Origin of the sequence: Psychrobacter sp. TB20-MNA-CIBAN-0197 (genome assembly GCF_040309765.1) — a bacterium.
In the GTDB taxonomy this organism is placed as follows: Bacteria; Pseudomonadota; Gammaproteobacteria; order Pseudomonadales; family Moraxellaceae; genus Psychrobacter; species Psychrobacter submarinus.
Map to the genome: position 1 here is coordinate 18,461 of NZ_JBEOPC010000014.1, position 12,260 is coordinate 30,720.

General features: G+C 45.4%; 11 protein-coding genes. 8 read left to right on the forward strand and 3 right to left on the reverse strand.

Going from position 1 to position 12,260, the window contains the following annotated elements; all coding sequences use genetic code 11:
* The first annotated feature begins 11 nt into the window (after window positions 1-11).
* Window positions 12-968, forward strand: coding sequence for a hypothetical protein (locus AAEY83_RS05950; RefSeq protein WP_025645607.1), 957 nt, complete (start codon window positions 12-14; stop codon window positions 966-968).
* A gap of 191 nt (window positions 969-1,159) precedes the next feature.
* On the opposite strand, the gene AAEY83_RS05955 is transcribed toward AAEY83_RS05950, so the two are convergent.
* The gene (locus AAEY83_RS05955) at window positions 1,160-1,789 is read right to left on the reverse strand and encodes a cob(I)yrinic acid a,c-diamide adenosyltransferase (RefSeq protein ID WP_025645608.1); all 630 of its coding nucleotides are present in this window, start codon (window positions 1,787-1,789) and stop codon (window positions 1,160-1,162) included.
* Between the two features lie 214 nt (window positions 1,790-2,003).
* Here AAEY83_RS05955 and cysS point away from each other — a divergent pair, with 214 nt between their 5' ends.
* The 7 genes from cysS (at window position 2,004) to AAEY83_RS05990 (ending at window position 10,812) form a co-directional block, all read left to right on the forward strand.
* Window positions 2,004-3,464: a cysteine--tRNA ligase gene (cysS, locus tag AAEY83_RS05960; protein WP_025645609.1), complete on the forward strand. Its 1,461-nt coding sequence runs from the start codon at window positions 2,004-2,006 to the stop codon at window positions 3,462-3,464.
* 530 nt (window positions 3,465-3,994) lie between these two features.
* Entirely contained in the window at window positions 3,995-5,977 is a 1,983-nt protein-coding gene (locus AAEY83_RS05965; RefSeq protein WP_227501983.1) for a mechanosensitive ion channel family protein, read from the forward strand.
* 226 nt (window positions 5,978-6,203) lie between these two features.
* Window positions 6,204-7,673 carry an IMP dehydrogenase gene (gene guaB / locus AAEY83_RS05970; RefSeq protein WP_025645611.1) on the forward strand — a complete coding sequence of 490 codons (1,470 nt, stop codon included), beginning with the start codon at window positions 6,204-6,206 and terminating at the stop codon, window positions 7,671-7,673.
* A gap of 211 nt (window positions 7,674-7,884) precedes the next feature.
* Window positions 7,885-9,258: a phosphoglucosamine mutase gene (gene glmM / locus AAEY83_RS05975; protein WP_025645612.1), complete on the forward strand. Its 1,374-nt coding sequence runs from the start codon at window positions 7,885-7,887 to the stop codon at window positions 9,256-9,258.
* Window positions 9,259-9,294: 36 nt separating this feature from the next.
* Window positions 9,295-9,936: a pyridoxamine 5'-phosphate oxidase gene (pdxH, locus tag AAEY83_RS05980; protein WP_025645613.1), complete on the forward strand. Its 642-nt coding sequence runs from the start codon at window positions 9,295-9,297 to the stop codon at window positions 9,934-9,936.
* A 99-nt stretch (window positions 9,937-10,035) separates the two neighbouring features.
* Window positions 10,036-10,215, forward strand: coding sequence for a hypothetical protein (locus tag AAEY83_RS05985; protein WP_025645614.1), 180 nt, complete (start codon window positions 10,036-10,038; stop codon window positions 10,213-10,215).
* 24 nt (window positions 10,216-10,239) lie between these two features.
* Complete coding sequence (locus AAEY83_RS05990) at window positions 10,240-10,812, forward strand: D-arabinono-1,4-lactone oxidase (RefSeq protein ID WP_025645615.1); 573 nt, start codon at window positions 10,240-10,242, stop codon at window positions 10,810-10,812.
* 78 nt (window positions 10,813-10,890) lie between these two features.
* On the opposite strand, the gene AAEY83_RS05995 is transcribed toward AAEY83_RS05990, so the two are convergent.
* Together AAEY83_RS05995 and AAEY83_RS06000 are read right to left on the reverse strand one after the other, a co-directional pair.
* Window positions 10,891-11,553, reverse strand: coding sequence for a glutathione S-transferase family protein (locus AAEY83_RS05995; protein WP_264673183.1), 663 nt, complete (start codon window positions 11,551-11,553; stop codon window positions 10,891-10,893).
* A gap of 12 nt (window positions 11,554-11,565) precedes the next feature.
* A complete protein-coding gene (locus AAEY83_RS06000; protein WP_025645617.1) occupies window positions 11,566-12,243 on the reverse strand; it encodes a type 1 glutamine amidotransferase domain-containing protein in 678 nt (225 codons plus the stop codon).
* Window positions 12,244-12,260 lie beyond the last annotated feature (17 nt).

The following is a 12,260-nucleotide window of genomic DNA, read 5'->3' on the forward strand; positions in this document are numbered from 1 at the left end:
GCTAAATGAGTATGAGCGTAGTCAAAAATAAGTGGATGAAATGGCAGCAGGTTGCTGGTATTGGTTTAGTATGTGGTTTAGCCGTTGCAGGCTGTAGTCGCCCAGACGATGAAGACAGCGCCGATACTACGGATATTACTGCTGAGCAGCAAGCCGCCGATGATGCTGATGTTGCACCCGTAATGAAGTGTGATGATCCTATGGTTCAAGACCGTCTCAGAACCGCACTAAAGAACACGTTAGATCAACAAGCGCAAACGCTTGCAACTAACTATGCCAACAACGCAGACGTGGCTATTAGTAATAGTATGCTCGATACTAAAGTGGGTAATATCAAGATTGATGTGCAAAACGCAGCGGTTTTACAACAAGCCAATACCAATGGCATGACCACTTGTCAGGCGAGCGTCAGCATGACTTTGCCTAGCGAAGACTTATACCAAGCCAGCCAAATAGATTCATCTAATAACAAGCCAAGCTTGCAATCACGATTGGCTAAAGAAAATATCCGTATCAATAATAACATGTTAGTAGACGATGCTTTTAGCTATGTCATTGGTGCTCAAAACGGCCTAGTGCAAGCGCGTATCGCAGGACAACCGGCTTTAATCGGCATAGTCGCTGATGTTATGGCAGGCTCATCACTCAAAACCGTGCTAGATGAACAAGCAGCGAATCAACGTGCAGAGGCGGCAGCTGAGCGTAGAGCTGCTGTGTCAGACAGACAAGAGAATCAGACCATCCGTCAGCCTAGAACGGTGACGCCAGTTGAGCCTATTCGTCGAGCCGAGCCGCCAACACCACCAGCGCCGCCATCAATCAATCAAAGCGGCAGTGCGAATGAAGAGAGTACGGCAGCGGCTATCACAAATGATGATAACCCAGTAGAGTCTGCACTTCCAAAAGTCGTACCTGAAGATGAGAGCATCGATATGGTCATCATCGAAGACGATAGTGCCACTTACTAAAGGTTATGATTGTCTTAAAAATCATGTCTTAAGCATCAGTGGTTAAAAAAAGCGTCTATAGCTTGAAGTTATAGACGCTTTTTGATTGTTTGTTATTTTCAAAGCGGGTTTTAGAATTTCGTTTAAGGCTAGTTTAATAAACTAGTTTTAATAAAAAGAGTCATTAATTATAAACGACAGATAACAGAACATTATTTATCGTTATCAAGCTTTTGTAACACTTGACTATCCCATAAGACTTCCGAGACTTGAGCAGGATCAGTACAAAAACGCGCCGCGACAAATAACCAATCAGATAGCCGATTAATCAAGCTGACAGCGGTACTACGGATAGCTTGCGGGCGCTGCTGCTGTAACAACACCGCTTGACGCTCAGCGCGGCGGCATACAGTGCGCGCTATGTGCAATTGACTAACCAATACCGACCCTGTAGGCAAAATAAAGTCTTTGAGCGGCGGCAAGCGAGTATTCATGGTATCTATCTGCTGCTCTAACCAGTCTATATGAGTCTCGTTTACGCCTTCATACTCTGGCATCGCCAGCTCACCGCCAATGTTAAATAGTAAATGCTGAATAATTACTAAAGCGTGCGCAAAATCTGACTCTTTGATAAGGGATAAATGCTGAGCTGTCTCTTGAGTAGCCGCCGTGTTCATTTGCGTTAATTGGGCACGTACTAAGCCAACATGCGAGTTGAGCTCGTCGATATCACCCATCACTGTAAAGAGTATATCGGCTTTGCTGACGCGGCTACCATCTGCCATACCTGTGCTACCATCATCACCAGTGCGGGTGTATATCTTACTTAAACGATTGCCCATTTAGAGCTCCTTAGCTTTTGTATCTAGATTTTTGTATTTCAGTTTATTGTATTTCAGTTTATTGTATTTTAGCTGCATAACGCGCTGCGAGGGCGGTTAATTAACGGTTTTATTTAATAACGTCCTACGCTCATTGTAGTATTTTATGTCCATTTTCGCTAAGATAATGCGTTAAAATTTATATCACTTCATTTTATCAAAAGGCTAATTTGTTATGACTACCTCAGTTACCGATGCGCAGTCCCGGCTGGTTGTATACGACTCATTGACAGCTCGCAAACAGCCCTTGCAGCCCTTAGTTGCTGGCAAGTTAGGCATGTATGTCTGCGGCATGACGGTTTATGATTACTGTCATATCGGTCACGCGCGAGTGATGGTGGCTTTTGATATGGTAGTGCGCTGGCTTAGTCAGTTAGGATATGAGGTCAACTATGTACGCAACATAACGGATATCGATGACAAAATTATCGCGCGCGCTATCGAAAATAATGAAGATATCGGCACTTTGACACAGCGCTTCACAAAAGCGATGCATGACGATGCTGCCACGCTTGGCTGCTTGAGTCCGGATGCAGAGCCGAGAGCTACCGATCACATCGATGAGATGCAGCAAATGATCACCACGTTAATCGAAGGTGATTATGCTTATGCTGCTGATAATGGCGATGTCTATTACGCTGTCGATAGCTTCGCCGACTATGGCAAACTCTCTAAGCGCAAGCTGAATGAGATGCAAGCAGGCTCTCGCGTTGAGGTTGAAAATATCAAGCGTAATCCTTTTGATTTTGTCTTATGGAAAGCGGCAAAAGCGGGCGAGCCGCAGTGGACTTCTCCTTGGGGGCAAGGGCGTCCGGGCTGGCATATTGAGTGCTCTGCGATGTCGACGAAATGCTTGGGTAATACCTTTGATATCCATGGCGGTGGTCATGACCTGCAGTTTCCGCATCATGAAAATGAGATTGCCCAATCTGAGGCGGCAACGGGCTGCGAGTACGCTAATAACTGGATGCACGTTGGCTTTATTAATGTCGATGGTGAAAAGATGTCTAAGTCTTTGGGCAACTTTTTTACTATACGCGAAGTCACGAACAAATATCATCCTGAGACCGTGCGGTTCTTCTTATTGTCGAGTCACTACCGCAGCCAAGTCAACTTCTCAGATAGCGCTTTGGATGAAGCGCATAATAGCCTAAGCAGATTATATAATGCACTAAAAATCGCTGAACAACATCAAAGTCAAGCGCTTGAGGCTGACCAAGAGCTTATCAACCAAGCGTATCAAAGCGCGGCAGGTCAAGACTTTATCGCGGCTATGAATGATGATTTTAATAGTTCAGCGGCTATTAGCGTGTTGTTTAGCTTAGCCAGTGAAGTCAATAAAGCAGCTAAAGCGCAAGATACGGACAAGGCTTGGCAGTTAGCGCAGCAGCTGCGCGCGCTTGCCAAATCATTAAATATCCTACAGCAGCCGCCAAAACAGTTTTTGCAAGCCGTTATCGGCGAAAAGTCAGAGAATGGTCTTAGTGATGATGCTATCGATGCGCTGATTGCTGAGCGCGGCGATGCCAAAGCCAACAAAGACTACGCTCGGGCTGATGAGATACGAATGCAGCTAAAAGAGGCGGGCATTGAGCTTGAAGATAGTAGCGCTGGCACGACTTGGCGCCGCGCTTAACACCGCTGCTGCCATAAACGGACAAAATTACCAAGATAACTACAAATACACATAGAGAAAGCCAGCTTAGAGCTGGCTTTTTTTTGATGGACTGAACTAGCTTATGTTTAAAGTAGTTTAATAAGCGATAGCCCTCAATGCCAATACCTTTAGTATGAGATACGAGAGCAGATGCTAAATTATCTTTATGATAAACAAAAGCCTTATCTGCCTGCTGAGCGCATTACCTTCAAAGATGCTTAAAAAATAAAGAGTAAAAAGTAAAAAAGAGACATGAAGAAAGATACTCAAGCCCTGTTTTTTGTAGAGAGCAGGCTATATAAGTAAGGCAGGTAATATACGTAGACTAACAAATAAAGTCAGTTCTATACTGGCTTTATGTTAAGGACTGCTTTAACTTATCAACATACTTTTGCTAGAAAATTATAAATATGACTAAGTTTCATACCTTTATACCTTGTAGTGCTGGTAGACTCCGTAGTGCTGAGCGGCGCAAGCTGATGCCTTATACTGCTAAGCGAGACGCGTTTATGCTTAACAATTCTTGCTTCGATAGCACCGCTAATGCCGAAGTGGCTATGTGCTCAGTGTTCTCAATACGCTCAGTGCGCTCAAGCAGCATGATGCTAGTTCATGCATTGATGGCCTGGTTAGTGCTATTGCTTATCAGCCTACCTGTATATGCTGCAGAAAATAGCCAAGATAGCCAAGCTAATACGGCCGATAGCTCGCCGATATCAATCACCACTCAGCCTGATAATATCGTTGATTATGCTGAAGATAAGATTAGCAGTATCGAGCTGGAGGACATCAACCCTAGCAAAATGATTAACAAGGTTATTGATCCCTCAGAAAAGATAGCGGTGCCGCAAGCTGGGTATTTACAAGGCGATACTGAGATTGTAGGAGATTATAACCCCAACTATTACCCTCTAAACAAGCTTAACGCAGGTTTGCCACCTTTATCTGAGCCGCCGCATTTATCAAGTCCACTAGCGACGATGGAGTTTTTTCAATCCGCTATTATGAAGCAGCAATTCGGGTTGGCCGCTTATGCGCTGAATATGAACCTGATTGATAGTGAGCGCCAGCCAAACCGCGGCGTTGAGCTAGCAAAACGTCTAGACTATTTATTGCGTAAAAACGAGCTGTATGTCTTCAATGATATGCCCGATCGTCCCGATGGTTTGATTGAGCCGACGATAGGCAGCAGTAGTAGCGTGCGCGGCATCCCGCGGCGCTCGATACGCTTGGGCTATATGGATTATCGTGAGCGCCGAGTACCTATTTCTATAGAGCGTGTCCGCGTCGGTGACCAGCAGCCGGTTTGGGTGTTCTCGGCTCACACGGTTGGCAATATAGACAATCTATATGAGCAGTATCAGCCCGCTAAGTTTGAGCGTTATCTCCCCGTAATACTGACCGCGCGTCTCTTCGGTATTGCGATATGGGAATACTGTGCTTTGCTGTTGTTTTTCTTAACGACGATGGGTTTAGGATGGCTGCTAAGTACAGGCGTTGGCAAGCTTATCAATATGGGAGCAAGTAAAAACGATGAGCAAAAAAGTGAGAGCGTAGGGCGCCGCAGTGTTAGAGATTTGGCCAGTAAACTGACGGTACCTTTGACCTTGACCATTAGCTTCTCTCTAGTCTATACCTTGGCTTCTGGCGGCTTTCCTTATCTTGATGCAGTAGCGACTGCGACGCGGCCGATCATTTGGGTGTTTTTAGTCATCAGTACGGTATGGCTAGGTATTCGGATTATTCATTTTTTTGCCAATCGCTATCAAGACTTACAAATCGATAGTTTGGGTGAAGAGCAGTACGATAAATACCGTATTCGTCTCACTTATGTCTCGATATTTAGACGAGTCTTTATTTTTGTCATGATCTTGGGCAGTATTTGGATTGGTATTAGTGAGTTTACCAATGTCGAGGGCTTAGGAAAGACTTTATTAACGTCAGCGGGTATTGCTGGGGTAGTAATTGGCGTGGCGGCGCAGCCTACTTTGGGCAATATTATCGCTGGCATGCAAGTGGCTATTACCCAGCCTGTACGCATTGCTGATACGGTGATGATGGAAGGCGATTGGACGACTATTGAGGATCTGCGATATACCTATGCAGTACTCAAAACTTGGGATGAGCGGCGGTTAATCATCCCGATGCGCCACTTTGTCACTGAGATTGTCGAGAACTGGTCGCATACGGAGTCTCATCAAACAAGACCGGTCTATCTCTATGTAGATTATGGCGTCGATATTGAGGTGATTAGACAAAAATTCATTGAGGTGGTCAAAGACAATAAGCTCTGGGATGGCGAGACTGAGCCTAAGCTCATCGCCACCGCCGTCAACGAAGATACGATTACGCTACGCGGCGCGCTAGCTTCTGATAGCCCACTGAATGCTTGGACGCTTGAATGTGAAGTTCGTGAGGTCATGCTAGCGTATCTCCATGCAGAACAAAAGCCATACCTGCCAGCGGAGCGGATAACCTTTAAAGACAGTTAAACTCATATCATCGCTAGTAAAAATAGACCAAAAGTGTAAGAGCGCCTGCAAATCAGCGCTAAAAATAACCTGTGAGAGGGTGTTATATTTGCTATAATATGGCGTTATTTTAAAGGGATAACTAAGATATCAAGATGACATCAAAATAGCTGCTGCGTTATATTTACGCCTCTATCGTCTTGCAATTAGCTCCCACCCATCAAAATAGCCACTATTAGGGGTATGTATGTTACGTATTGTCGATGAAGCCTTAACTTTTGATGACGTGTTATTGTTACCAGCCTATTCTGAAGTCCTGCCAAAATCTGCCGACCTCACTACGCGCTTGACCAAAAATATTACTTTGAATCTACCCTTAGTTTCGGCTGCTATGGATACGGTGACTGAGTCTGAGATGGCCATCACTATGGCGCAATTGGGCGGTATTGGTATTTTGCATAAAAGCATGGATATCGACAAGCAGGCCACGCAAGTACGCCGCGTCAAAAAGTTTGAAGCCGGTACGGTCGTCGATCCTATTACTGTGCATCCTGAGATGACTATCGGCGATCTACTAAGACTGACTGAGGACAATAACATCTCAGGCGTACCGGTCGTAGAAAAAGGCACCGATAAAGTGGTCGGTATCGTCACTCACCGTGACTGGCGTTTTGAGACCAATCTAAAACAGCCTGTCAGTGAGATCATGACGCCAAAAGAGCAATTAGTGACCGTTCATGAAGGTGAGAGCAATGAGAATATCAAAAAATTGCTGCATGAGCATCGCATCGAAAAAGTTATCGTTATTGATGATGATTTTCGTCTGCGTGGTTTGATTACGGTCAATGACTTTGCAAAGGCTGAAAATAACCCCAATGCTTGTAAAGATGACAAAGGTCGTCTGCGCGTTGGTGCTGCTGTCGGTACTGGCGCGGATACTGAGACCCGCGTCGAAGCTTTGATTGCCGCTGACGTCGATGTACTAGTCGTTGATACTGCTCATGGTCACTCTAAAGGTGTCATCGAAAAGGTATCTTGGATCAAAAAGAACTTTCCGCATATTCAGGTCATCGGTGGCAATATTGCCACAGGCGACGCAGCACTCGCACTACGTGATGCTGGCGCCGATGCGGTAAAAGTCGGTATTGGCCCAGGCTCTATCTGTACCACTCGTATCATTGCCGGTATCGGTGTACCGCAAATCTCGGCGATTGATAATGTGGCCAGTGCCCTAAAAGATAGCATTCCGCTAATCGCTGATGGCGGTATTCGCTACTCAGGCGATATGGCAAAAGCCATTGCCGCTGGCGCTTCTTGTATTATGGTCGGCTCCTTAATGGCTGGCACCGAAGAAGCTCCTGGTGAAGTTGAGCTATTTCAGGGCCGTTATTACAAAGCCTACCGCGGTATGGGTAGCTTAGGCGCGATGTCAGGATCAAACGGCTCGTCGGATCGTTACTTCCAAGATGCCAAAGATGGCGTAGAAAAACTAGTCCCAGAAGGCATCGAAGGCCGTGTACCTTATAAAGGTCCAGTCGCCGGTATCGTCAATCAATTGGTCGGCGGTCTGCGCTCATCGATGGGTTATACAGGTAGTGCGACGATTGAGGAGATGCGTAGCAATCCGCAATTCATAAAAGTCACCTCAGCAGGTATGAAAGAGTCGCACGTCCATGATGTGCAAATCACTAAAGAAGCGCCTAACTATCGTGTATAAGCTGACAAGCATACGCTTGGCTAGATAGTTTTAGCGCATAAATGCTGTATAAAGACTTAATAATAGCTAGATACTAGATACAAACAGTCAACAATGCTCTGTCATTGCTGACTGTTTTTTTTCGTAAAATAACGGAGTAGTAAAGCCCCTTATCAAAGGATGGTTATACTTTAAACAAGTATTTTTAAATAAGTGTAAGGATGTAATAATAATGAGCTATTTCGGTACAGACGGTATACGTGGGAAATTTGGAGAGTTACCAATCACTCCTGATTTTATTTTGAAATTAGGTTATGTGACCGGACAAGTACTGATAGAAAATCGAAGCAATGCTACGCGTAAGCCAAGTGTCGTCATTGGTAAAGATACGCGGCTGTCGGGCTATGTCATCGAAGGCGCACTGCAAGCAGGCTTCAATGCTGCAGGCGTTGATGTCCACATGCTAGGGCCGCTACCTACGCCTGCAATTGCGCACCTGACTCGCAGTTTTAATGCTGATGCGGGGGTAGTGATTTCGGCCTCCCACAATCCATACTACGATAATGGTATCAAGCTATTCTCAGGTGATGGTAAAAAACTCACCGATGAGATGCAAAACGCAATCAATGAAAAGTTAGATGCCATTATGAGCGCAGATCCAGCAGATGCGGCGACGCCGATGATGCCTATTGACGATCCTGCCAAACTCGGCAAAAACCACCGAATCGATGATGCCAAGGGCCGCTATATCGAGTTTTGTAAAGGAAGTTTCCCATACCAGTATGACCTCAACCATCTCAAAATCGTCGTGGACTGCGCCAATGGAGCTGGTTATAGCGTAGCGCCAAGAGTGTTACGCGAGCTTGGCGCTACGGTTATAGCGATTAATAATACTCCCGACGGTATCAACATCAACTCTGACTGCGGCTCCACACATCCTGAAGGACTACAAAAAGCGGTATTAGCGCACAATGCAGATGTCGGTATCGCGCTTGATGGTGATGGCGACCGTATTGTGATGGTGGATGACTTAGGTCATCTAGTCGACGGTGATGGTATTCTCTATGTGCTCGCAACGCAAGGCAAGCAGCTGGCGAAAGGGGTTGCCGGTACCTTGATGAGTAACATGGGTCTAGAGCTGGCGCTGCAAGCGAAAGGTATTGAGTTTGCGCGAGCTAAAGTTGGCGATCGTTACGTGATGCATGAACTGGAAGCAAAAGGCTGGATATTGGGCGGCGAGCCCTCCGGTCATATTCTGTGTTTGGATAAGAGCCGCACCGGCGACGCGATTATAGCAGGGCTACAAGTACTCGCAGTGATGCAAGAACAAGATAGAGCCTTGAGCGCTTTAATAGAGGATTTCACAGTCTTACCGCAAAAGCTAGTGAACGTGCGTCTGGCGAAGATGCAAGATCCGTTTGCCAATCCAGAGCTGGTCGCAGCTTTTGATAAAGCTCGTACCAAGCTTGAGGGCCGTGGTCGCCTGCTTATTCGTCAGTCAGGCACTGAGCCGATGATTCGGGTAATGGTCGAGTCCGATGATGAGATAGAATGTGATGTAATGGCGAATGAGCTCGCCGATCAAATCAAAGCTCACTTGGGCTAGGCGCATTTAACAGTCACAAAAGGAGTCTTTATGAGTATGGATTTTACCGATCAGCGTTTGTCTTACGAAAAAGGCGAGTTGGATCAGTCTTTGGTACCAGAGTCGCCATTTACGCTATTTAAAGCTTGGATGAATGAAGCGCTAGAGCAAAAAGTACAAGAGCCTTATGCGATGAGTCTTGCGACATGCGGCGCAGATAACAAGCCTAGCGTGCGTATCGTCTTATTGCGGGAAGTGACGGATACCGGTATCGTCTTTTATACCAATTATGAGAGCGCAAAAGGTCAAGACATTGCCCAAAACCCGAATGCTGAAGTCCTGTTTTTTTGGCACGAGCTTGAGCGTCAAGTGCGTATCAGTGGCTCTATTGCCAAAATAGCTGCTGATAAGTCGGCTGAGTATTTTCAGAAGCGCCCGCACGATAGTCAAGTTGGTGCTTGGGTGAGTCAACCACAAAGTGGTGAAGTGGCCAATCGAGAAGTGATGGAGGATAAGTTTGCTCAGTTATTACAAGAGTACCCTCAAGATGCCAAAGTGCCAACGCCTGAATTTTGGGGTGGTTATGAGATTACTATCGAGCGTATTGAGTTTTGGCAAGGCCGTGCCAATCGCGTGCATGATCGTATCGTTTATAGCAAAGAAAACAGTCGTTGGACGACCAAACGCTTATTGCCTTAACTAGTGCATAGATTAGGGTCTGTTAACAGGCCCTAGTTTTATCATGACCATTTAAGCTAGTATTGGAGTGTTTTTTATTTATGTTCAAGGAATAGTGAAATGGATTTTGCTAATACCATCCCGCCCAAAGCGCCTAGTGCTTGGCTTGATATGGACGCTATCGATTATAATATCAGCCTAGTCAATCAAAAAACCCAAGCCGTCAAGCTACGCTTAGCGACTAAGTCGATTCGCTCTATTGATATGCTCAACTACATTAAAGATAACTCGCCACATTAATTCAAAGATCAATTCGATAGCAAAGTGACGTTAAATGGCGCTTTTTATGTGCTATCTGAGATGGCAAGGATGAACCCAAACTGGACCAAAAAGGTCAGTCAAATATCTGCCAGCTCCATTCCCAATACTAAACGCGAAGGTTACAGCTATGAAGTGTTTCCAACGCCGCGCGGCGTCAAATTCAACGAGTCAGAATACTTTATAAGGCTCTCTGATTTTGAAGCTTGTATCTCTGAGGTTAATGATATTTTATTGCAAGGTAATAAAGGCTCGCACTTTCCTATCGAGGTACGTACTCACAAGGGCGAGAGTGGTATGCTCAGTCCCACGCAAGGTGAGGACTGTGCGGTACTGTCCTTTCACGTATATAAAGGCATGGATAGCAAACCGTTATTTGACTGGTTATATGAGTATATGAAAAAGTGGCAAGGCCGTCCGCACTGGGGTAAGGTCAATAAGTTAAATGCAAATGAGCTGCACGCTTTGTACCCTGATCTAAAGCGCTTTTTGGAAATCAGACAGCAGTATGATCCTGATAATATATTTATGAATAGCTGGCTTGAAGAGAAGTTTTTAGGACGTAAGATTTCACGTTAACCGCTGTTAAGCAAAAAAACAGCTCAATGAGAGCTGTTTTTGACTTAGTAAACATGAGTTATAGTAATATGCATTTTGCTACTTAATCATATTAGGTTGTACCGCTTCGTCATAGTTATCCTCAAGGCGCATCGCTCGCTGATAACTGTCTAAGCTAGCTAGCTGCAAAGCGTACTGTTTAACATGGACATAGTCATCTAATTCTTTATTGCGTGCCATCAAAATTAAGTCAAAAGAGAGCATAAAATCGGCTCCACTCAACTTATTAGCAACGATAAAGGACTTATTTTCTACGACTTTATCTAAATAGCTGAGCAACTTATGCTTTTCACGCGCGATATAGCGATTTAACCACACATCATCGCTCTTTATAGAACCGCGTGTAAACACCTCTAATAACATAGGCACCATAAGTGAGCTTTCAGCAAAATGAATCCACTGCAGATAAGAGCCATAATCGCTACTGTCAGTCGCAGGGCGCAGGCGCTTGGGCGCAAAACGCTCAATCAGCAGCTCAGTGATAGCGCCTGACTCTGCATATAACTGACCATCCATCTCGATAACCGGAGACTTACCCAGTGGATGGACTGCTTTTAGGCTGTCTGGGGCCAGATGCGTTGTCGCATCACGCTGATGGCTGACGATCTCATAAGGGACGCCAATCTCTTCTAGCAACCACAGAACGCGCATAGAACGCGATTGGTTTAAGTGGTGCAAGCGAATATTACTATTAGGTTTGATACCTTATCTCCTCTAGTTATTAAGCTTGTTGAGCAAACGTTTGGCAGCGTCTTCTGATGACGCTGGGTTTTGACCGGTGATAAGCAGGCCATCTTCAACGACATAAGACTCCCAGTCGCTTGCTTTTTGATAGTCGCCACCGTTGGCCTTGAGCGCATCTTCTACTAAGAAAGGTACGACATCGGTAAGGCCGACAGCGTCTTCTTCTGAATTGGTAAATCCGGTAACGGTTTTACCTTTGACTAAGTACTCACCATCGACTTTGACGTTCTTGAGCGCTCCAGGAGAGTGACAAACAAAGGCAACGGGTTTGTCTTGCTGTACAAAAGTCTCAATCAAATTAATCGAGTCTTTATCAACTGCTAAATCCCATAATGGACCATGACCACCTGGATAGAATACGCTGTCGAAATCTTCAGCTTTCATATCCGCAAGTTTTTTGGTATTGGCAAGGTGCTTTTGCGCCTCGCTATCTTCTTTGAAGCGCTTAGTATCTTTGGTTTGAGCGTCTTCTGTATCGCTACTAGGATCAAGCGGCGGCTGACCACCAGCAGGCGAGGCGAGGGTGACTTCAACGCCAGCATCGATAAAAGCGTAATAAGGCGCAGCAAACTCTTCTAGCCAAAAGCCAGTCTTTTTACCGGTATCGCCTAATTCGTCATGTGAAGTTAGTACCATTAAAATCTTCATAGTTATCCTTATTGTTT

Excerpts from the sequence above, each read along its gene's own strand:
- pdxH (WP_025645613.1), top strand. The coding sequence starts at position 9,295 with ATGGATTTTACCGATCAGCGTTTGTCTTACGAAAAAGGCGAGTTGGAT.
- guaB (WP_025645611.1), top strand. The coding sequence starts at position 6,204 with ATGTTACGTATTGTCGATGAAGCCTTAACTTTTGATGACGTGTTATTG.
- AAEY83_RS06000 (WP_025645617.1), bottom strand. The coding sequence starts at position 12,243 with ATGAAGATTTTAATGGTACTAACTTCACATGACGAATTAGGCGATACC.
- AAEY83_RS05950 (WP_025645607.1), top strand. The coding sequence starts at position 12 with ATGAGCGTAGTCAAAAATAAGTGGATGAAATGGCAGCAGGTTGCTGGT.
- AAEY83_RS05985 (WP_025645614.1), top strand. The coding sequence starts at position 10,036 with ATGGATTTTGCTAATACCATCCCGCCCAAAGCGCCTAGTGCTTGGCTT.
- AAEY83_RS05965 (WP_227501983.1), top strand. The coding sequence starts at position 3,995 with ATGCTTAACAATTCTTGCTTCGATAGCACCGCTAATGCCGAAGTGGCT.
- glmM (WP_025645612.1), top strand. The coding sequence starts at position 7,885 with ATGAGCTATTTCGGTACAGACGGTATACGTGGGAAATTTGGAGAGTTA.
- AAEY83_RS05955 (WP_025645608.1), bottom strand. The coding sequence starts at position 1,789 with ATGGGCAATCGTTTAAGTAAGATATACACCCGCACTGGTGATGATGGT.
- cysS (WP_025645609.1), top strand. The coding sequence starts at position 2,004 with ATGACTACCTCAGTTACCGATGCGCAGTCCCGGCTGGTTGTATACGAC.